At 59.7% G+C, this 20149-nt stretch carries 16 protein-coding genes and 5 tRNA genes; 4 read left to right on the top strand and 17 right to left on the bottom strand.

Translation table 11 applies throughout. The annotated features are described in order from the left end of the window. Positions 1–187: 187 nt before the first annotated feature. The 8 genes from AAAX34_RS07050 to rpsF all read right to left on the bottom strand — a co-directional run bounded on the left by AAAX34_RS07050 (position 188) and on the right by rpsF (position 7012). Positions 188–883: an NUDIX hydrolase gene (locus AAAX34_RS07050; protein ID WP_349110589.1), complete on the bottom strand. Its 696-nt coding sequence runs from the start codon at positions 881–883 to the stop codon at positions 188–190. Positions 884–904: 21 nt separating this feature from the next. Continuing rightward, positions 905–2209 (bottom strand): phosphoribosylamine--glycine ligase, encoded by a 1305-nt coding sequence (gene purD / locus AAAX34_RS07045; RefSeq protein ID WP_161160905.1) that lies wholly within the window; start codon positions 2207–2209, stop codon positions 905–907. A 118-nt stretch (positions 2210–2327) separates the two neighbouring features. Continuing rightward, complete coding sequence (locus tag AAAX34_RS07040; protein WP_195239980.1) at positions 2328–3614, bottom strand: adenylosuccinate synthase; 1287 nt, start codon at positions 3612–3614, stop codon at positions 2328–2330. Between the two features lie 93 nt (positions 3615–3707). Continuing rightward, positions 3708–5099: a replicative DNA helicase gene (dnaB, locus tag AAAX34_RS07035; protein ID WP_022094074.1), complete on the bottom strand. Its 1392-nt coding sequence runs from the start codon at positions 5097–5099 to the stop codon at positions 3708–3710. 224 nt (positions 5100–5323) lie between these two features. Further along, positions 5324–5863 (bottom strand): 50S ribosomal protein L9, encoded by a 540-nt coding sequence (gene rplI / locus AAAX34_RS07030; RefSeq protein WP_022094073.1) that lies wholly within the window; start codon positions 5861–5863, stop codon positions 5324–5326. A gap of 15 nt (positions 5864–5878) precedes the next feature. Further along, the gene (gene rpsR, locus AAAX34_RS07025; protein ID WP_006235829.1) at positions 5879–6145 is read right to left on the bottom strand and encodes a 30S ribosomal protein S18; all 267 of its coding nucleotides are present in this window, start codon (positions 6143–6145) and stop codon (positions 5879–5881) included. A gap of 72 nt (positions 6146–6217) precedes the next feature. Further along, positions 6218–6670 carry a single-stranded DNA-binding protein gene (ssb, locus tag AAAX34_RS07020; protein WP_349110587.1) on the bottom strand — a complete coding sequence of 151 codons (453 nt, stop codon included), beginning with the start codon at positions 6668–6670 and terminating at the stop codon, positions 6218–6220. Between the two features lie 48 nt (positions 6671–6718). Next, entirely contained in the window at positions 6719–7012 is a 294-nt protein-coding gene (gene rpsF / locus AAAX34_RS07015) for a 30S ribosomal protein S6 (RefSeq protein ID WP_006235831.1), read from the bottom strand. 504 nt (positions 7013–7516) lie between these two features. On the opposite strand from rpsF, the gene AAAX34_RS07010 reads away from it, so the two are divergent. The 4 genes from AAAX34_RS07010 to AAAX34_RS06995 all read left to right on the top strand — a co-directional run bounded on the left by AAAX34_RS07010 (position 7517) and on the right by AAAX34_RS06995 (position 10110). Continuing rightward, a tRNA-Ser gene (locus AAAX34_RS07010) sits at positions 7517–7607 on the top strand. Positions 7608–7655: 48 nt separating this feature from the next. Continuing rightward, a tRNA-Ser gene (locus AAAX34_RS07005) sits at positions 7656–7746 on the top strand. 421 nt (positions 7747–8167) lie between these two features. Continuing rightward, the gene (locus AAAX34_RS07000) at positions 8168–8857 is read left to right on the top strand and encodes a TRIC cation channel family protein (protein WP_349110585.1); all 690 of its coding nucleotides are present in this window, start codon (positions 8168–8170) and stop codon (positions 8855–8857) included. A 107-nt stretch (positions 8858–8964) separates the two neighbouring features. Further along, positions 8965–10110 (top strand): polymer-forming cytoskeletal protein, encoded by a 1146-nt coding sequence (locus AAAX34_RS06995; RefSeq protein ID WP_349110583.1) that lies wholly within the window; start codon positions 8965–8967, stop codon positions 10108–10110. Between the two features lie 221 nt (positions 10111–10331). On the opposite strand, the gene AAAX34_RS06990 is transcribed toward AAAX34_RS06995, so the two are convergent. From AAAX34_RS06990 to AAAX34_RS06950, 9 genes are all read right to left on the bottom strand, one after another. Beyond that, positions 10332–12017: a SpaA isopeptide-forming pilin-related protein gene (locus AAAX34_RS06990; RefSeq protein WP_349110581.1), complete on the bottom strand. Its 1686-nt coding sequence runs from the start codon at positions 12015–12017 to the stop codon at positions 10332–10334. Then, on the bottom strand, positions 11971–15684 hold the full coding sequence (locus AAAX34_RS06985; RefSeq protein ID WP_349110579.1) for an FctA domain-containing protein: 3714 nt from the start codon (positions 15682–15684) through the stop codon (positions 11971–11973). Before AAAX34_RS06985 ends, AAAX34_RS06990 begins: the two co-directional genes overlap by 47 nt. A gap of 452 nt (positions 15685–16136) precedes the next feature. Further along, positions 16137–17975, bottom strand: a complete 1839-nt coding sequence (gene typA, locus AAAX34_RS06980) for a translational GTPase TypA (RefSeq protein ID WP_055287536.1) — start codon at positions 17973–17975, stop codon at positions 16137–16139. Positions 17976–18092: 117 nt separating this feature from the next. Further along, positions 18093–18542, bottom strand: coding sequence for a hypothetical protein (locus AAAX34_RS06975; RefSeq protein WP_089572580.1), 450 nt, complete (start codon positions 18540–18542; stop codon positions 18093–18095). A 30-nt stretch (positions 18543–18572) separates the two neighbouring features. After that, positions 18573–18962, bottom strand: a complete 390-nt coding sequence (locus AAAX34_RS06970; RefSeq protein WP_349104392.1) for a hypothetical protein — start codon at positions 18960–18962, stop codon at positions 18573–18575. Then, the gene (locus AAAX34_RS06965) at positions 18963–19463 is read right to left on the bottom strand and encodes a bifunctional nuclease family protein (RefSeq protein WP_349110577.1); all 501 of its coding nucleotides are present in this window, start codon (positions 19461–19463) and stop codon (positions 18963–18965) included. 159 nt (positions 19464–19622) lie between these two features. Next, positions 19623–19699 (bottom strand) — tRNA-Ile (locus AAAX34_RS06960). Positions 19700–19703: 4 nt separating this feature from the next. After that, positions 19704–19779, bottom strand: a tRNA-Ala gene (locus AAAX34_RS06955). 67 nt (positions 19780–19846) lie between these two features. Further along, positions 19847–19923, bottom strand: a tRNA-Ile gene (locus tag AAAX34_RS06950). Between the last annotated feature and the right edge of the window lie 226 nt (positions 19924–20149).

The raw sequence follows: 20149 nt of genomic DNA, 5'->3' as shown, positions 1-20149 counted from the left end.
CAAAGCGTCCCAACAAACATAACGCCGATGTTCTAGCAACGTCAGCGAAAACGTCCCTAAGCGAGCAAGGTGCCTTGAAAGAGGAGCGACGCGTACTTCGGTACGCGAGCGACGATTGAAAGGCAGATTGCCGCTTAGGGGCGTTTGCAGCGTCGACTCGTTACGCGGTTTGGTAAAACCGCGTAACCTAGAGCTCCGTGCCCCCAAGGCGGTGTGCGATGCTGTCGCAGGCCAAGGCGCCCACGACGGTCTTGGCGTCTTCGATCTTGCCGTCGAGTACGGCGTCGATCAGCTCATGCAGCGGCACCAGGTCCACGTTGACAAACTCGTCATCATCGGGGTTGGGCGCATCAAACTCGAGCTTGGTAGCCAAGTAGATGTGGATAATCTCATCGCAAAAACCACAGGACGTGACAATCGACGTCAAAAAGCGAATGCGACCAGCCCTAAAGCCCGTCTCCTCATGCAGCTCGCGCTTGGCGCAATCGAGCGGGTCCTCGCCTGGATCGAGCTTGCCGGCGGGAATCTCGACCGTCACGCGGTCGATGGCGGTGCGGTACTGACGCACCAGTACGATCTTGCCGCTCTCGGTCAGTGCCACAACAGCCGCCGCACCCGGATGGCGAACGATATCGCGGGCGCTGCGGCGACCGTTGGGCAGCTCAACCTCAAGACGGTGGACGTCGAGGATCTTGCCCTTCCAGGCGCACTCCTCCGAAAGAATCTTCTCGTGCAGCTCGGCATCGTGCGGGTCGTCATTGCCCAGCACCAGCGCCGGCTCGTCAGCGACCTCGCCACCAGGCTCGCCCTCGGCGTGCCCATACACGCGGCTGTCCTCTTCGACGATCTGCGCGTCCACGAGCTCTTCGTTCTTCTCGTCCATCCGTCTCATTCCTCTCGGATTTTAGGCATCCCAGGCGTCGCGGCCGCGCAGCGCGCGCAGGCCGATGTCGTGACGCAGGGTCTTGCCCTCAAAATCAATCTTCTCGCAGGCCTCGTAGGCAAGGTTGCGGGCGTTCTCAAACGTATCGCCCAGCGCGGTCACGGCAAGCACGCGGCCACCATTGGTCACGAGCTGGCCGTCCACCACGGCAGTGCCCGCGTGGTACACGGTCACGTTCTCCATGGCCTCGGCATCGGCGATACCGGTAATGACCTTGCCTTTCTCGTAGCTGCCGGGATAACCCGCACTCGTCAGGACAACGGCCACGGCCCACTCGTCGCGCCAGTCGAGTTCAATCTGATCGAGCTCGCAGTTGGCGCAGGCGAGCATGACCTCGACCAGGTCGTTCTTAAGGCGCGGCAGAACGACCTGCGTCTCGGGGTCGCCAAAGCGGGCATTGAACTCCAGCACCTTGGGGCCGGCAGGCGTGAGCATAAAGCCGCCGTACAGGCAGCCGCGGTAGTCGATACCCTCGGCAGCGAGCTCGGCCACGGTCTGCTCCATGACCTTCACCATGGTGGCGTGCTCCTCATCGGTCACGATGGGCACCGGGCTGTAGACGCCCATGCCACCGGTGTTGGGGCCCTTGTCGCCCTCGAGCGCACGCTTGTGGTCCTGCGAGGTGGCCATGGGGCGCACGGTCTTGCCGTCGGTAAAGGCCAGCAGCGAGCACTCGGGACCAACGAGCATCTCCTCGATGACCACGGTATTGCCGGCATCGCCAAAGGTGCCGCCAAAGCACTCGCGCACGGCCTCCTCGGCCTGCTCAAGTTCGGTCGCCACGATAACGCCCTTGCCCGCGGCAAGGCCGTCGGCCTTCACGACCAGCGGGGCGCCCTGCTCGCGCACGTAGGCGAGAGCCGAAGCCTCGTCGGTAAACGAACCATAGGCTGCCGTCGGAATGCCCGCACGCTCCATGAGCTGCTTGGAGAACAGCTTGGAGCCCTCCATCTGGGCGCCCTCGGCACCCGGGCCAAAGCAGGGAATACCCGCCGCGCGCACGGCGTCGGCCACGCCCGCCACGAGCGGAGCCTCGGGGCCAATTACCACGAGTCCGCATCCGTGGCTCTGTGCAAACGCCGCCACGGCCGCAGGATCGCAGTCGTCGAGAACAACGTTCTCGCCGCAGCTCGCGGTGCCGCCGTTACCCGGCGCGATGTAGAGCTTGCCGGCGCGCGGTGATGCTGCGAGCTTAGCTGCCAAAGCATGCTCACGGCCGCCGCTGCCCAACAACAGGATGTCGATGGTTTGAGTGTCCGCCTTCAAGGGTGCCTCCTCTATGGATGAACGGCCCGCTCCGCGCGAGCCCTTTGCAAGCAAATATACCCCTCGGCCGCCCGTCCGGGCTGCAAAGGGGTATATCGCAATAACCAAATAGTCCCGATTACTTCCAGAATCGGTTGATGATCTGCTCGCGACCAGCGCCAACGCCAATGAACGTCACGCGGGTGTGTGCCAGATCCTCGATAAACGCCACGTAGTCCTGAGCCTCCTGCGGCAGCTCGTCAAAGCTGCGGCAACCGGTGATGTCGCACTTCCAGCCAGGAAGCTCCTCGTAGATGGGCTTGGCATGCTCAAAGCGCACCTGGTGCTCGGGCACGCTCGTGTAACGCTCGCCATCGACGTCGTAGGCCACGCACACCTTGATGGTGTCGAAGGCCGAAAGCACGTCGAGCTTGGTCATGGCGATGTCGGTGAGGCCGTTGACGCGCGAGGCGTAGTTGGCGATGGGGCCGTCGAACCAGCCGCAGCGACGACGGCGACCGGTGGTCACACCGTACTCATAGCCCTCCTCGGTCAGCGTGTGGCCGGCCTCGGACTCATAGGAAAGCTCGGTGGGCATGGGGCCCGAACCGACGCGGGTGATATAGGCCTTCATGACGCCCAGCACGCGGTTGACGTTCTTCATACCGACGCCGGAGCCGGTGATGGCGCCGCCGGCGGTGCAGTTGGAAGACGTCACGTACGGATAGGTGCCGTGGTCGATGTCGAGTAGCGTCGCCTGGGCGCCCTCAAACAGCAGGTCCTTGCCCTCATCGATCATGTTGTTGAGCAGCAGGCTCGTCTCGGTGATGTAGGGGCGCAGGCGCTCGGCCATCGGCAGGTACTCGTCGCAAATCTGGTCCACGGTGTAGGTGGGCAGGTTGTAGATGAGCTCGAGCTCGGGGTTCACGCGGGCGAGAGCGGTCTCCAGCTTGTCGCGGAACAGCGCCTCGTCCAGCATGTCCTGCATGCGCAGGCCAATGCGCGCCATCTTGTCCTGATAGCACGGACCGATGCCGCGCTTGGTGGTACCGATGTTCTTCTTGCCGAGCTTCTGCTCAAAGGCGCCATCCAGATCGATGTGGTACGGCATGATGACATGCGCGTTGCCGCTAATCTTGAGGTTCTTGGTGGTGATGCCGTCGGCCTCGAACATGTCAATCTCCTCAAGGACAACCTTGGGGTTGACGACGCAGCCGTTACCGATCACCGACACGTGGTCGGAATACATGATGCCGGAGGGCACCTGGTGCAGGCCGTACTTCTTGCCGTTGACGACGATGGTGTGACCGGCGTTGTTGCCGCCCGAGTAGCGCACGACGGCATCGAAGTCGCCGGCGACCAAGTCGCAAATCTTACCCTTGCCCTCATCGCCCCACTGGGCACCGACCAAAACGGTTGACGGCATGTTTACTCCTTACATTCATGGACTGTCTACGCGCCACGCCGGCACGCAGAAGCACAAAACATTCCCAGTATACCCGTGCAACGGGCGCCTGTCCTACTCCTCGGCATGTGCCCCATCAAGCTCATAGAACTTGGTGGATGCCGGCAGGAACATCAGGTCGACGTCGCCGATCGGGCCCGAACGGTTCTTGGCCACGACGATACGCGTAACGCCCTCGTCGGGTCGATCGTCGCGCGAGGCTTCGGCCTCGTCGGCGGAGCGGTCCAAGAACATAACGATATCGGCGTCCTGCTCGATAGAGCCCGATTCACGAAGGTCGGAAAGCTGCGGGCGCTTGCCGGTACGGGATTCGACCTGACGCGAGAGCTGTGACAGCGCGATGAGCGGGATCTTGAGCTCCTTGGCCATGATCTTCAGACCACGCGACATCTCCGAAACCTCGACGGTACGGCTCTCGGAGCGGCGTCCCGGCGGGGGACTCACCAGCTGCAGGTAGTCCAGGATGATGATTGCCTTCTCCTTGTTATGGAGCATGCGGCGGCTCTTGGCGCGAATCTCGGTCACTGTGGTGCCGGGCGTATCGTCAATCAGAATATCGAGCTTGGACAAGGTCTGCGTGGCCTCGTTGATATTGGCCCACTGCTCGGGGCTAATGCGGCCCATGCGGAAGTCACTGATCGAGATCATGGCGTAGGCGCAAATCAGACGCTGGGCAATTTCTTTGCCCGACATCTCCAGCGAGAAGAAGCCGACGGTATAACCGGCAGCGGCAGCGTTGAGCGCCAGATTCAGGGCGAACGACGTCTTACCCACAGCAGGGCGGGCGCCGATAATGATGAGCTGGCCCTCGCGGAAGCCCATGAGCATGCGGTCGAGCGACGGGAAGCCCGTGGGCACGCCCGCAGCCTGACCACCGGCCTGACACACTTCCTCGGCCTCGTTATAGGCCTCAACCATAAACTCGGTCAGCGTCTTGTAGCTCGACTTGACCTCGCGTGCCGTGACCTTGAGCAGCTTGCTCTCGGCCAGCTCGACAACCTCTTTGGTGTCGGTGGGGGCGTTATATGCCAGCGCGTTGATCTCGTTGGTGGCGCCGATCAGCTCACGCAGCATCGAATCGCGGCGAACGATGGCGGCATGGTGCTGCCAGTTGACGAGCGACAGAGTCTGACCCATCAACTCCAAAATGTACGCTTCGCCGCCCACGGCATCGAGCTTGTTGATGCTTCGCAGGTAATCGATCAGCGAGATGGAGTCGATGGGAATGCGGCTGTTGTACATATCGACCATCGCGGTATAGATGGTCTTGTGAATGGGCCGGTAGAAGTCATCGGGCTGCAGCTCGACCTGGGCTTCTTCGACCACCTCGGGCGATAGCAGCATAGCGGCCAGTACGTTGGCCTCTGCATCTTGGTTTTGGGGAAGACCCAACTTTGAGCCGCGGTCCTCAACCGTCAGCCCGGTCTCCCTATCGTCATATGCCATGAGCATCCTCATTCATATCGCTTGCGAGCATCCATAGTATCAGCCACGGTCCCAAAACGCGCCGCGCGCCGCCAATCATCACCGAACCAAACGGATGAACGGTCCTGTATATAGGACTTCGACGCAACGTTCACCATGACACTCACTCAGCGCAAAAAACAAAAGGACGCCCTGGTTTCCCAGAGCGCCCTTCTTAGAACAAGATTGTTGCGTTGCAGCAAATGCTACTCGGCAGCAGCCTCAGTCTCGACCTCGGCGGTCTCGGCCTCGGCGACCTCAGCGGCCTCCTCGACCTCAGCCTCGGCAGCGAGCTCCTCGGCGGTAACGCCGACGAGAACGACAACCTCGGCCTTGATCTCGCGGTACAGCGAGATGGCAACGGTGTGGGCACCGGCAACCTTGATGGGCTTACCGAGCTCGACGCGCTTGCGGTCGATGTCCATACCGAGCTGAGCCTTGATGGCGTCAGCGATCATAGCGGCGGTAACGGAGCCAAAGAGGATGCCCTCGTCGCCGACCTTGACGTCAACGGTGACCGTCTTGCCCTCGAAGGCAGCCTTGGTCTCGTTGGCGGTAGCCAGACGGACGGCCTCGCGCTTGGCGATGTTGTTGCGGCGCTCATCAAGCTGCTTGAGGTTGCCCTTGGTGGCGGCAACAGCGAGCTTCTTGGGGAACAGGAAGTTCTCAGCGTAACCCTGAGCGACCTCTACGACGTCACCCTCGCCGCCCTTGCCCTTGATCTCATCGAGAAGAATAACCTTCATGATGCGTCTCCCTTCTTAGCCGCGGTCGCGGTTGCCACGAGAGGAAACCACGGGGACGGTGTACGGCAGGAGAGCCATCTCGCGGGCGCGCTTGATGGCGTTGGCGATGTCATGCTGATGCTGCGTGCAAGCGCCAGTGACGCGACGGGGCTTGATCTTGCCACGGTCGGTCATGTACTTACGGAGAAGCTGAGTGTCCTTATAGTCGATGAACTCAGTGTTCTCCTTGCAGAACTGGCAGTACTTACGACGCGGCTGACGTGCAGAAAAATCATTAGCCATGTCAAAATACCTTTCATTTGGCAACTTCGGCGAACCGAAGCCGCCTCTCACTCAAAAATAGGTGAACAACCCTTAGAACGGGATGTCCTCATCGTAGACGTCGACCACGGGCGGCGTGGCCACCGGTGCGGCAGGACGTGCTGCGGGCGCGGGGGCTGCGGGGGCGTAGCCGCCCTGATCGTAGCCACCCTGGCCACCACGGGAGCTCATAAACTCGATCTCATCGACGATGACCTCAAGCTTGCTCCGGCGCTGGCCGTCGCGCTCCCAAGAGCTGTAGCGCAGCTTGCCCTCGATCGCGACCTTGTTTCCCTTTGCCAGGAAACGGCTCACGGCCTCGGCGCGGGTGCCGAACATGGTGCAGTCGACAAAGTTGGGATAGTCCTCCCACTCGCCAGTCTGCGCATTGCGGCGACGATCGTTCACGGCGACGCCAAAGGACAGAACCTGGGTTCCGCCGGCGGTGGCGCGCAGCTCGGGATCGCGGGTGAGGTTACCGGTGATGTTCACTCGATTGATGCTCATAACTCACTACTTCCTCTTGGGGCACAAGCCCAGTCCAAAACGACAGTCTTACTCCTGGTCGTCGCGACGGACGATCATGTGGCGGACCACAGCGTCGGTGATGCGCAGGACGCGATCAAGCTCGGCGATCTGGGTAGGATCTGCGTGGAAGTTGATGAGGGTGTAGTCACCATCGGTGAGGTCGTTGATCTCGTAGGCGAGCTTGCGCTTGCCCCACTCGTCAACGGAGTCGACCTTGCCAGCGCCCTCAGCGATCGTGGTATCGATACGCTTCATAACAGCGAGACGAGTCTCGGGGTCGAGCGACGGGTCAACAAAGAACAGCAGTTCATAAGCCTTCATATTGTCACCTCCTCTGGGCAAATGTGACTTCAGGTCGTGAAGGTGCGCCTGAAGCAGGAAAAGACTTGGTAATAATATCTTTCAACCTCCTAGGCTGCAAGAATATGCAGCTACAACCTCATGACCTCCACATATGCCCATGCTCGCACCACGTTTCATGCGCATTCCAACCAAATGCCGACCAAGAGCTTGACGGATTTGTGGACAAGATACGACGCCGCGGGGACAAGCTGAGCCAAGCCGCAGGTCAACGGGCACAAGGCTGTGGTCGCAAAATGCATACCAGTGGCGCACAGCACCACCCAAAGATTTTTAAATTCATTGCCAAATCGCTTATAAATACCCCTTTTGAACAATTGAGTTGATCAACTACGCTGGTCGGAAGCCGTTTTTTGGCATCTCAAACCCCGCTGCAACGCCAAACGCGGCCAAGCGTTTTAAAAAATGCCAACTTTTCCGTTTGCACTTTGCGATTCCTCGTGTATACTGACTTTCGCATTTAACGGAGAGTTGTCCGAGTGGCCGAAGGAGCACGATTGGAAATCGTGTAGGCGTCAAAAGCGTCTCCAGGGTTCAAATCCCTGACTCTCCGCCAGTTAATTCCAAAGCAGGCCTTCGAGCCTGCTTTGTTTTTACCCCACGCGGAGGGGTGGCAGAGTGGTTGAATGCGGCGGTCTCGAAAACCGTTTGGCCTGTATAAGGTCACGAGGGTTCGAATCCCTCCTCCTCCGCCATTAGATGGTATGAGCCCCAGCAATGGGGTTTTTTTCTTTTTGGGCACATTTCAATTACGCGCAGGAGGAGGGATTCGAACCCGCTAGGGCGCGGAGCGTAAAGAAAACGCGCCACTGGCGCGTTTTTAGCGCAGCGCGGTCGGCGTAAGCCGACCGGATAAATTTTGAGCAAAGCTCAAAATTTGGACATCCCTCCTATTCAGCCACGCCCCATCGCGTTCAGCATCAACCCAGATCCCCCAAACATGTACGCCACTCTCCAAAACCGACATTTTTCGACATCTTTGAAGGCTGGCGTACACGTTTGGTACCTACGCCCGCACCCGGTCCCAACCGTTTGCCGAGCAATAGGGTCGCAATCGGCGCCGAACATGTACTATGTACGGGCATTGTCTAAACCCGTAACTCAAAGGACCCCATCTTGCCCGTCGTCGCCGCTATGACCGTTACCTCACACGCCACGGATGCCATGGTCGCCATCCCGTTTTGGCTCGAAATGTTCGCCGTCGTCGCGGCTTCAATCTCGGGTGTGCTGGTTGCGCGCGAGCACAAGCTCGACCTGGTGGGCGCGGTCGCGCTCGCGGTGGTCTGCGGTCTGGGCGGCGGTCTCTTGCGCGACATGACGCTGCAGGTGGGCAGCGTCTACATCCTCAACCAGCCGATGGCGCTGCCGCTTTCCATTGCCACGGCAGCCATCATCTATATTTTCCCGGCAATCGTCGACAAGCCCGAAAAACTCATTCCCCTGCTCGACATCATCTCGGTCGGCATCTATGCGGCAACCGGCGCAGACAAGGCGCTGGTCTACGGCTTTGCGCCCGTCGTTTGCATCATGATGGGCTTCTTCACCGCAGTAGGTGGCGGCATGCTGCGCGACGGCTTTATGGGCGTGGTTCCGGGCATTTTCCAACGCACTAACTTTTATGCCATCGCGGCCATCGCCGGATCGACAAGCTATGTGTGTCTCGTTATGAGCGGCATCATGAGCAATGTCGCCGCGCTGGTCGTATGCGTTGTCGTGACCATGGGTCTGCGCTGGCTCTCGCTGCGCTTTGACATCAAAAGCCCCACCGAGGAAGACATCGCACGCTTTTTGCACCGCAAAAAGTAGGTGGCGCGGGCTCATCCTTCGAAATGCAACCGAGAGGTTCTTTTAGAGCGCCCGCGCGTTGGGTACCCTGTTAGGTATATGCCGAACACCTAACAAAAGGATCAACCATGGCTTTCAATCAAACCGCGGCGGCGCCGTCACACAAGATGCGTCGCTGCCTGCTTATGGCATTCGCGCTCATCGCGCTGGCGATCACCGCGCTTCCCACGGCGTCGTTCGCCGGCACGGACACCGCAGGCAACGTACTTGCGACCGACAATGACGCCAATCCGTCCGGCGTCGAAGGTGACCTGTACTGGGCAGGTCAGGCCCTCAACTTGGACGATACGTCCATCGACCGCGATATCATCGCCGCGGGCGATACTCTCTCGATCCGCGACTGCACGGTGGGCGGTGCCGTCCGTCTGGCGGCACGCACCATCGACATTGCCAAAACCACGGTTGATGGCAGCGTCACGGTCGTTGGTCAGCATGTCGTGCTCAATTCCGACAGCACCTCCAACTGTTTCTATGCGATAGGCGAGACAGTTGCCCTGCGAGGCTCCACCAAGTCGGCAGCGCTCGCGGGCGATACGGTGACCGTCGATGGCACCGTCGATGGCGATGTCGAGGTTTGGGCCGACAAGCTCATCCTGGGCAAGAACGCCCACATCACCGGCACCGTGAACGCGCACGTCTCCGAGGACCCCGAGCGCGCCGCGGGAGCCGAGGTCGGCGCACTCAAGATCGACCGCACCGAGAACGAGGATACTTCCACCGTTAACGATGTCATCGGCGGTATCGTCGCCGCGGCACTCTCGACCTGCTTTGTCGCTCTGCTGCTCGAGCTCGTCTTTCCGCGTGCGACCGCCAGCGCCGCCGGTATGCTCCACCAGCGCCCCATGCCCCTGTGGGTGAGCGGTCTTCTGGGCACGATTGCTATCGTCCCCGCTGTCCTGCTGCTAATTATCTCTATCGCCGGTCTGTCGCTTGCCGGAGCCCTCATGTGCGGTGTTATTGGCATCGCGCTGGTGTCGAGTGCCTTTGCAGGGTGCGCGATCGCGCGCATGGTCGGACACAGCCAGAACCGCTACGCCATGGCAGCCGTTGGTGGCGTAATCGCAGGCGCCCTCACGGGGCTTCCCCTCGTAGGCGGCTTCATCAGCGGCGTGGCCTTTGTCTTTATGCTCGGCTACATCATCCAAATCATCTGGCGCAGCGCCCACCTCAAGCCGCAGCAGCCGGCTAACACGCCAGAACTCCCCACCGCCTAGCAGCCGACCACCACAAAGGGGCCAGGCACCTTTGTGGTGGTGCAAAGGGGTCAGGTTACTTTGCACCACCAAACGAGGCGGGGCACTCGGTCATATCGACCGGGTGCCCCGCTTTTCATGGAGGGTTCTCTAGTAACTTTTTCAAAACCAACGATCATCAGGTCGGTAGGCCTACGCGTCACTCGCTACGGAGGCAGTTCGCCATTGAGCAGAGGGGATAATTATTTTTCACGGCGACCTCCTCCCCGCTTGATGACGAGCGCTACAACAATAGCCGCCACTCCGATGGCAGCCAAAACCGCCACTAGCACCAACGTTCTATCTCCCGTCGAGGGCATAAAGCCTCGACTTGCTTCTTTGCTTGGGGTGTTGAGCACCGACAGCTCAATCGAACCCGTCCCGGCATCGGCGGTATCAACCCGCAGAGGGCTTTCGGCCGACACGGTCACCTTGGGCTTCGCGACTGCAACCTGTTTAACGTCCAATCCCTCGGCCGTAACCGTCACCGTACGTTTGCCTTCAAAGGCGGTGTAGCCCTTGGGAGCCGCGACCTCCTCGACGGTGTAGACACCCGCGTCAACACCGCTCAATTCCACATGGCCATCCGCGCCCGTGGTGACGCACGCGTCGGCATCCGTCGACCACGAGCCGTCGGTCGTTAGGATGCGCCCGCGGTCATCGATGATGCGCAGTTTGGCACCCGCGAGCGGTTTATCGTCTGCGCTTGAACGCTTGATCAGACTGAGTCCCCAGGTGTAGGCGCACGCGTCATCGCCCGGCGTGCGGGTGAATCCGGCGTCGCCGGACTGGTCGGCAAAGGGTGAGCGCGGGTAGCGCAGGTAGACCTCGTTGGGGTTGCCCTTCGCGATGCCGTGGTTGCATGCGCTGTTGAGCGGCGCGTTGTACACGGCGACCACGCGGGCGCCCGCGGTGAAGGCGTCTGCCCCGCCGAGCACGTCGATGAGGTCGCCGGTGTGCACGGTGAAGGTCTTGCCGTCGACCGAGACCCCGCACTGGGCCGTGATATCGGTCCAGCCCTTCGCGGGCTCGGTGCCGGCGCGTCCGTCCTTGCAGGTCTGGGCCGCGTCAAAGCCGCCGTCCGCGCCCGCCGCCACGTACACGCGCATGCTCGCGGCCACCTTGGAGGGATCGAGCCCCGCGCTCATGGTGTCGACGAACCGCACCGCATAGGTGTCGTAGGCCGCGAGCCCCGCCGGGACCGTGGCAGAGAGGCGCCAGTACAGGTCGTCGGCGACCGTGGCGTCGGCGGCCTTCTGCCAGGCGGCGGTGCCGTCCTCCAGCACGTGCTTGGAGACCTTGGGCGTCGCGGCCTTGGGCTTGACGGTGACGGCGCTGCCGCCCACCAGGGCCATGATCGGCGCGGTGCCGGCCTCGCCCTGGGCGATGGCGTCGTCGTCGGCGACGATGAGCCAGTAGCCGCAGGGCAGCTCGGCCGCCGTGCCCGCGTTAAGGGCCACGGGCACGGCGCCTGCTTCGACAATTGCGCGGGCAAGTTTTGCCGTCAGTGCGGTCGCCATGTGTCTGTCGGCATTCATCCATTCGGCAGCCTCTTGCGCCGTCGATGCCGAGCCGTCAAGTCCAGCATCATGAAGCACGGAAAGAATAGCTTGACGAACCGCGCCATTCGCCCACGTTACGTCAGTTGCAATTTTTTGGCCAGCATCGTCATCGTCGACAACGTTCGCCGAAAAGAGCTGGTACGCGTCATACCGCGTCGCAACTGTACCGCCTACCGTAATGGCACCGGTGCCCGCCGCACGGGCCGTCCCGGGCAGCATCGCAAAAGAGAGCATAGCGACCGTAACTATCGTCGCCACGGCCAACAAGCGGCGCCAAAGCCTACTCACGGCGACCACCTCGATCTCGATCGCGATGGCGGTGAGCATGCATCCATGTCGCGGCAAAGCACAGCAGCGAAGCGCCAGCCAGATACGTCATAGTCAAGCCGGCACCGCCTGCCTCGGGAAGCGTGGTCGAGTATCTGTTGGTAAAAGTCGGCGGGGTCGAAGAGCCATTGTCGTAGGTGACGGTGGCGACGAGATTCCTCTCACCGTTGTCCACCTTAACCGTAACCTTGTGCTGGGTCCTGTCGTAGGTGATGTGGTCCTTGACGTTGTTCTCGGCGCCCTCGGGGACGACCTCAGAGATGGTATAAGTATAGGTATCGGCCTTGTTGTAGTCGACGTTGAAGGAGACGTTGCCCATGGCATCGTTGGTCACCGTTTGGAGCACCCTGTCCTTGTCATCCTTGAGCGCGAACGAGAACTGACCTTCCTTGAACGTTCCGCCTGCGAGCACCTTCTCTGCGTTAATAACCGCCTTGCCCGTCATGCGGTTGTCGTAGACCCAGATCTCGTCCTTCTTCGTATCGTCGATGATCTCCGCACCGTCGACGATGTCCTTTGCCTTAGTTAGCGCAGCCTGATAATCCTTGTCGCTCGCGCTGCCCTTGAGCATGATCCACGTGGGATCGGCCTTGGCATAGCCAACAGGCGCCTTGGTCTCCACGAGCTGATAGAGCACGCAATTACTCATCTTCTTGTCGCTTGTGCCGAACGAGATTTTGCCGTTGGCGTCGGTAGGGACGTCGATCGCGGCCTCGTCAAACGGCGTTCTGGCGTTCTCTACATTTCCGTCATCCGCAACCTGGCCCATATCCACGCTGTAGAGTGTGAACTTCGCCCCCTCGAGCGTCGCGCCGACCTGCTGGGCGTCGTACTTGGTCATCGTGATGCTGTAGCCGTTGCCGCCCGCGCTGGCGGACGCATTTTGAATCTTCCATTTTTGCTCGTCGATCGCCGAATCCTCCGTCACCCCCACAAGCTCGGCGGTGTTGGAAAGGGACACCTCTTCGCCGGGGTTTCCGGTCGGGATAACCTCATACTCGACCTTGAGGTATTTCCCGTCGGGCACCTCAAGAGTCAACTTCGTACGCGAGCCAGATTCATCCTTGACTTGCTCCATCTTCGACGAATAGTCCTTATCAGCCAGCGGTGACCAGGCACCATTCACCTGCTCATAGACCTTAAGCATCGACGGCACCAGCGCGCACTTGGCATCCATGGTATCGACGAGCTCAAGGAAGTCGGTGCCATTTTTAAGGGCAACGGCAGACTCGTTAACAAGAATGGTGTATTTGATGCGATTGCTATTGGCAACCTGTTCACCAGTCTTTTTGATAACGTTGTTCTTGATGGTGACGGTGCCACTGCCGGATTCGAACTTCTTGCTTCCCGACTCGGCGGTGGCCTTGTTGGTGAACTTCACCTCGTTTGTGGAGGTATCGAGCTCACCGCGCTTGACCGCCGTCCTGTACGTGAGCTTTGCGTAGCCGGCATAGCTTTCAAGCTCAGTCGTGGGGATGGAGAAGGTGACCGTATTGCCGTTGCGGCTGACGTTGTCGGCGGCGAGCGTCCGACCCGTAACGACCTCCTTGGCCTCGCCTCCGCGATGAAGCCCCGTATGTTTATCATAGGGGTTCTGCACGAGCGTATACTTTGCGGAATTCGCAACATAGCTCATACCATCCGGAAGGCTATCAACGATATTCAGCGGTTTCCCGCCCAGCTTTCCAGCTCCATAGTATTCGAACTCGCCATTTGCGCCCTTATTACCCTTTTGGCGGTTTGCATACACCGTCCAGTCGACGATCCAGGCGCCCTTCTCATCCGAGCCGTCAACGGTATGCCAATCGAAGTTCTCAACCCAAGACGCCTTCGACTCCGTTTCCGGCTTCTCGACCGCGGGCGCCGTTTCTTGGTTGACAACGTACTTGACGGGTTCGGTGAACGGCCACTGTAGTCTCAGGCCCGGTGCTTCGACCGCTGCGAAGTTTGAGTACCAGCCCGACAGCGCTTCTGATGTGGTGTCGTAGGTGATAACGGCGTAGTCCTCGTTCTCGAGAGCGGCTTTCACGTTGTCGGTAACGATGATTTTGAGGTCGTAGTTTTTCTTTGTTTCATTACCCGGATAGCTGGTCGTTGGTCTCCAGTCGGTGCCCGGAACCAGCTTGGTATTGCCGATTTTAATTGTAATGGAGCTTTCGTCGACACCAAGCTTCTGCGACCATGCCGACTGAAACGTGTCCTTCACCGTCACCTCGCCTGGATGGGCCGCATTGACGATCGCCTTCAGCGCGACCTTCGTCTCCCACGTCGCCCTGCCCGTCGTCGCCGCCTCATCGTATCTCACGAGCCTCTTGGCGATCGGCACAACACCCGTCAGCTGCGGCGTGAAACTGCCATCATCGCTACCGGAAACGGAGCCTCCGCGCTCGATGGCCGCGCTGTTGCGCACAGTGTCGTACGAGCTCGTGTCGTTCATCTTGGTGTGATAAACGATGCAGTAGGTGGCGTACTTATCCTCAAGGTTGTTCGGGAACGTATAGGAAAAGGAATTATCCTTAGGTTCAAGTTTTCTTTCACAAATCTTGACTCCGCTCGCCTCCGAGTCGCCTTTGTAAACCGTAAAGCTGCCCGTATACGTCTGTTTTCCGTCCAGATTATCAGTGAACATGTAGCCGCTCATGTCGGCCTTGAGCTTGCCTTGGTTGAGCTTGACCGTCCACTTGATGTCCGACGGCGTGCCTGAGCCATTGGACTTCTTGATCATGTCATAGCCGAATGTAACAGGCTCAGCCGTAGCTGTTCTGTTATCGCTGTCGCTTGAGCCAGCCCAATTCCACGTTGCCGTATTCTCAGCTTTGATCAAATCGCCGCCGTTCGCGGCAACGCCGCTCTTCAGCACCGTATCGTACGTGATCGTGTGGTTGCCCTGGGAAAGGTTGCCCAGGCTGTCGAGGGTTACGACCTGGCCGTCGATCATCGGCTGGGAGTCAAGCTTCTTGCCGTCGAGCTTGAAACTGTCGTTCACAAAGTCGAAGTTGTCGCCCAGCGTATCAGTGAAGCTAACGTCCGTAGCATACGACTCTACGGTAAGCGTAACAGTCCAGGTAACCTTGGCCACGCCATCTGCGCCCTGGGAGAAGGTCCCCGACTTCGTCCCCGTGACCTTGCCGTCCTTGGTAGGGATTTTGATCGTTCCCACACCAGGGAACACGACAGATGCGCTGCTGCCTGAACCGGTGCCCTTGCCTGCAAGCTCGAACGAGAAATTGGCTCCGACATAAATCTCCGCAGGGTTTGACGCAAGCCAGTTTTTGTCAAACGCAAAGATGACCTTATTGTCCTTAATCTTCCACGTGCCAGCCTTGGCGGCAGTGGCTTCCGGACCCTCCATGAGGTCGCCGCCGTCGTTGTCGTAAACGACAATGGTGTCGGGCAGCTTATAGACAGCGATGTTCTTCTCGGGCGTAGGCGCCTTGCCGCCTTTGAATTGTGCCGAGAAAGCCCCATAGAGCGTCGAAGTGGACGTTACGGGATCCTCGAGCTTTTGAGTGTGGTGCTCATCGGTATACAGCCTGACATCAACCGTCGCCGTATCCCCATCGATCGCAATCGGATCGGGCTTCGCAACGTCATCGGCGCGCACGGGGGATGCGCCGTGAAAAACTGCGGCGGTGAGGCTAATCAAAATGAAGATCAGGGCCGCCATACCAAGCGACCGCGAGCGGTGTGCGTCCATAGTTGTCCCTTAATTCCTACAACACAGTGTGGAATACGGCGAATCGTCGGATCGAACACAAGCCCCAACATCTACGAGAACCTACCTAGCGCATTGCAAGAACCCATTGGGGGCAACTTCTAAGACGGTTCGTCTATGCCACAATGCATAAAATACAATATAGATAACAGTCATGTAAACCGCTGGTAAAGAGGTCTTTTAATGTAATACCAGTTGATATTTATCTGTTAACGGTTTTGTATCAAAGCGGTTATATCCTGTGGAATTATGTATATGTTTAAACAACTTTACTTTGGCTGGAAAGCCGCTCGGGGGATAACCTCCTCCACCGTGGTGCAAAGTAACCTGTCCCCTTGCACCAAAAAGGGCGCCGACCATTGCGGTCGACGCCCTTTCTTGTTAGACGCCATAAAGCCCGGCGCTTATTTGTTGACCTGGCCGGCGCGAACGGCAGCCTTCTTGCGGTCGGTGGCGTTGAGCAGACGCTTGCGCAGGCGGATGTTCTTGGGAGTAATCTCGACCAGCTCGTCGTCGGCGATGTACTCCAGCGCTTCCTCCAGCGAGAAGGTGCGGGGCGGCACCAGCTGGACGGAAATATCGGAGGTCGAGGAACGCTGGTTGCCCAGGTTCTTGGTACGGGCGATGTTGACGACCATGTCGCCGGCCTTGCTGCGCTCGCCCACGATCATGCCCTCGTAGCACTCGGTGCCCGGCTCAACAAACAGCTGGCCGCGCTCCTGCAGCGTACCCAGAGCATAGGCAACGGCCTTCTCGGTGGTCATGGAGATCATGGCGCCATTCTGACGGTTGCCGATCTCGCCGGCGTAAGGACCATACTCCAGGAAGGTGTGGTAGAACACGCCCTCGCCGTGGGTGACGTTCATGATGCGGTTCTTAAGCCCCATGATGCCGCGCGTCGGGATCTTAAACTCGAGGTGCGTCACGATGCCCGAGGTGTCCATGCTCGTCATGATGCCGCCGGAGGTACCGAAGACCTCAACGACCTTGCCTGAGTACTCGTCCGGGCACTCAACGACGGCCTGCTCGACAGGCTCCATCTTGTTGCCGTTCTCGTCCTTCTTAAACAGAACGCGGGGACGGCCGACCTGGAACTCAAAGCCCTCGCGGCGCATGGACTCCATCAGAACAGACAGGTGCAGAATGCCGCGGCCCGAGACCTCGACGCCGCTCTTGTCCTCGAGCTCCTCGATCTTCATGGTCACGTTGTTCTCGGCCTCGTTGAACAGGCGCTCCTTGAGCTGACGGGCGCCCACGATGTCGCCGTCACGGCCGACGAGCGGGGAGGTCGAAGCCTCAAAGACGATGGACAGGGTCGGCGGGTCGATCTCGATGGGCTCGAGCTCGACGGGGTTCTCGGGATCGGTGTAGACATCGCCGATATCGGTGCGGTCAATACCCACGACGGCGGCGATGTCACCGGCGCCGACTTCCTGGCACTCGGTGCGGCCCAGGTAGTCGAAGGTAAAGAGCTGCTTGACGGTAGCGGTGGCGCTGGAACCGTCATTCTTGACAACCAGGATCTGGTCGCCCTGGTGAATGGCGCCGGAGTACACGCGACCGATACCGATGCGGCCGACGAAGTTGGAGTGATCGATGGTCACGCACTGCATGGCCAGCGGGGCGTTCTCGTCAACCTCGGGCGCGGGCATGTCGTCGATGATCATATCGAGCAGCGGATACATGTCCATGTTGCCGTCGTTGGGGTCAAGACGGGCAAAGCCGTTCATGGCGCTGGCGTAGACCACGTGCTCCATGGCGAACTCAAGCTGGTCATCGGTGGCACCCAGGTCGGCCATGAGGTCCAGGCAGTCGTTGTAGGCCTTCTCGGGATTGGCGCCCGGACGGTCGATCTTGTTGATGACGATCATGATCTTGAGGCCGGTGTCGATAGCGTGACGCAGCACAAAGCGGGTCTGGGGCATGGGGCCCTCAAAGGCGTCGACCAGCAGCAGGGCGCCGTCGGCCATACGCAGCACGCGCTCGACCTCGCCGCCAAAGTCGGCGTGGCCCGGGGTGTCGATGACGTTGATCTTGACGTCCTTGTACTCGATAGAGATGTTCTTGGCGAGAATCGTAATGCCGCGCTCGCGCTCCTGGTCGTTGGAATCCAGGACGCGGTCCTCGACCTGCTGGTTGGCACGGAAGGCGTCCGTGGCACGCAGGAGCTTATCGACCATCGTCGTCTTGCCGTGGTCGACGTGGGCGATGATGGCGATGTTCCTCAGATTGTCTACGCGCATGTAGTTCCCCTATCTTCTATCCATATACAAACGGCACGCGTATGCGACCCGCCCAGCGATGCAACGCTCAGCGGGAATATTGAGCCTTTTACCGAAAACTCGTTTATTTTAGCGATTTTAGATGAGAGGGGTTTCCTCACCTGCAGGTTCAGGGTCGCTCCACATAAAACCATCGCCGGCGCCCATGCCCTCATACAGCACATATGCCGAAAAACCACTCTCGAGCGTGGTTTCGAAGAAGCTCACGAGCAGAGCATCGTGATAGCCGCCGTCAATCTCGACGCAGCCGGTGTAGCCGATGGCATAGCGAGCGATACGGCCCAGGCCCTCGTCCTTAAGACCCATCTTGTGCTCGGAGATAAAGTTGGTGGCCGCCTCGAGGCACGCCTCTTCGCCATCCTCATCGAGCGCCGCCAGATAACGGTTGGAAGCGGCGTCCTCAATTGCCACGACCACGCCAGGGTTTTCACCGGCGGCAAGGTCGTCCAAGAACGCGCCGATCAGATCGCACACCATGGCGTCGAGCTCGGCGGAGACGTTACCGGCGTCCTGCATATCCTGTGCCATCTTTAGACCTTCCCATCGAGTCTGGCGTCGTTACAGTTCTTGTGCCTCGGCGGCGATCCTGGCGGCAGCGTCGCGGGCGCGCATCATGTCCGCTGCGCGCTTGTCGAGCACCTTGATCTGACTGGTCAGCATTACCGCATCGACCACACCCCAGATCACAAGGCCCGTAGAGATCGAAAACCCAAGCGCACCAACTGTACCACGAAGGCGCGAGCAGATTGCCGCGACAAGGACGGAGACGACAACCATCTTGATAAACGAGCCGCGGCGCTCGCGAAGCGTGCGGGCCTGCGTCACATAGGCAATGCGAGCCGCCTCAGAAGCCTCCGAGCGCATCTGGGCCTCGCGGGCGATCGCAGCCGCCTCAGCCGACATACCGCCAGCCATCAGCGAACGCTCCGCAGCCTGGACGCCCCGCATTTAGAAGTCATCGGGGGAGAGCGTATGGACGAACTCGTCGAACTTCTCGAACTCTTGCTCGTCGTCAACTTCCTCGGCATGGGCAGAAACGGTGCCCAGGCGATTCATGATGTCGTCTTCAACGAACATGGGGGCATTACTGCGTACGGCGAGGGCGATGGCGTCGCTGGGACGGGCGTCGATCTTGCGCTCGTCACCATCGGCCAGTACGACGATCATCGCGTAGAACACCGGCGGCTCGGCGCGAACGATCTCGATGCGCTCGAGCTTGGCGCCCAGGGCGCCAACAGTATCGAGCAACAGGTCATGGGTAATCGGGCGCTCGGCGCGGCCGCTATCGATGCCGCGGCTAATGGCAGCAGCTTCAAACGAACCAGTCTGAATGGAAAGGGAACGCAGCGGCGCGGGCGAGTCCGATTTGCTGCAGCGCTCGCGAAGCACGATAAGCGATGGCACGGGACCGGCGGCCATGACGATGGTCTCTATGTCGACACGAACCATGGAACACCTCCGGTACGTAGCGGTTAACACGCGGCAGCTCCACCGCATTGAATAGCTATACTACCCAATCTTTCGCACAGCACACAAAACCAAAATGAGATTTATCGCAGACAAGAAAAAAGCCCCAAGGCAATGCCCCAGGGCTCTTCACAGTTTTGATGGTGGACCTGACAAGATTCGAACTTGTGACCTCCCGGTTATCAGCCGGACGCTCTAACCAACTGAGCTACAGGTCCATCATGGTGGAGGTTAGGGGGATCGAACCCCTGACCTCAGGCTTGCAAAGCCCGCGCTCTCCCAGCTGAGCTAAACCCCCACGGAGACAGTAATAAACACCCCAGCGGCGACTCGGCTCTCGCTGGGGTGTTTATTGCGAAAGAAAGTGGTGGACCTGACAAGATTCGAACTTGTGACCTCCCGGTTATCAGCCGGACGCTCTAACCAACTGAGCTACAGGTCCATCGCGCAAGGGATATATTAGACGAGTCGTTACGCGCGCGTCAACAACTTTTTTGAAAATCTTTGAAGGGTGCTCGCCCCGGTCGCACGGCGGCATGTGAAGTCGCCTGCTCGGACAGTCCTGACTCGCACAGAGAGCACATTAAGTGCTCTCTGGCTCGTGCGGAACTCGCGATCGACTTCACATGTCGCCGTGCGACCGGGGCGAACACGAGTCCCAAGGTTTT

This window comes from Collinsella sp. CLA-ER-H4 (assembly GCF_040092395.1).
In the GTDB taxonomy this organism is placed as follows: Bacteria; Actinomycetota; Coriobacteriia; order Coriobacteriales; family Coriobacteriaceae; genus Collinsella.
This window is presented reverse-complemented; position numbering and strand designations above follow the sequence as displayed.

Bases quoted from the DNA above. Each gene is read 5' to 3' on its own strand.
- AAAX34_RS07050 (WP_349110589.1), bottom strand. From the start codon at position 883: ATGGACGAGAAGAACGAAGAGCTCGTGGACGCGCAGATCGTCGAAGAG.
- AAAX34_RS07040 (WP_195239980.1), bottom strand. From the start codon at position 3,614: ATGCCGTCAACCGTTTTGGTCGGTGCCCAGTGGGGCGATGAGGGCAAG.
- dnaB (WP_022094074.1), bottom strand. From the start codon at position 5,099: ATGGCATATGACGATAGGGAGACCGGGCTGACGGTTGAGGACCGCGGC.
- rplI (WP_022094073.1), bottom strand. From the start codon at position 5,863: ATGAAGGTTATTCTTCTCGATGAGATCAAGGGCAAGGGCGGCGAGGGT.
- rpsR (WP_006235829.1), bottom strand. From the start codon at position 6,145: ATGGCTAATGATTTTTCTGCACGTCAGCCGCGTCGTAAGTACTGCCAG.
- ssb (WP_349110587.1), bottom strand. From the start codon at position 6,670: ATGAGCATCAATCGAGTGAACATCACCGGTAACCTCACCCGCGATCCC.
- rpsF (WP_006235831.1), bottom strand. From the start codon at position 7,012: ATGAAGGCTTATGAACTGCTGTTCTTTGTTGACCCGTCGCTCGACCCC.
- AAAX34_RS06995 (WP_349110583.1), top strand. From the start codon at position 8,965: ATGGCTTTCAATCAAACCGCGGCGGCGCCGTCACACAAGATGCGTCGC.
- AAAX34_RS06990 (WP_349110581.1), bottom strand. From the start codon at position 12,017: ATGCTCACCGCCATCGCGATCGAGATCGAGGTGGTCGCCGTGAGTAGG.
- AAAX34_RS06985 (WP_349110579.1), bottom strand. From the start codon at position 15,684: ATGGCGGCCCTGATCTTCATTTTGATTAGCCTCACCGCCGCAGTTTTT.
- typA (WP_055287536.1), bottom strand. From the start codon at position 17,975: ATGCGCGTAGACAATCTGAGGAACATCGCCATCATCGCCCACGTCGAC.
- AAAX34_RS06975 (WP_089572580.1), bottom strand. From the start codon at position 18,542: ATGGCACAGGATATGCAGGACGCCGGTAACGTCTCCGCCGAGCTCGAC.
- AAAX34_RS06970 (WP_349104392.1), bottom strand. From the start codon at position 18,962: ATGCGGGGCGTCCAGGCTGCGGAGCGTTCGCTGATGGCTGGCGGTATG.
- AAAX34_RS06965 (WP_349110577.1), bottom strand. From the start codon at position 19,463: ATGGTTCGTGTCGACATAGAGACCATCGTCATGGCCGCCGGTCCCGTG.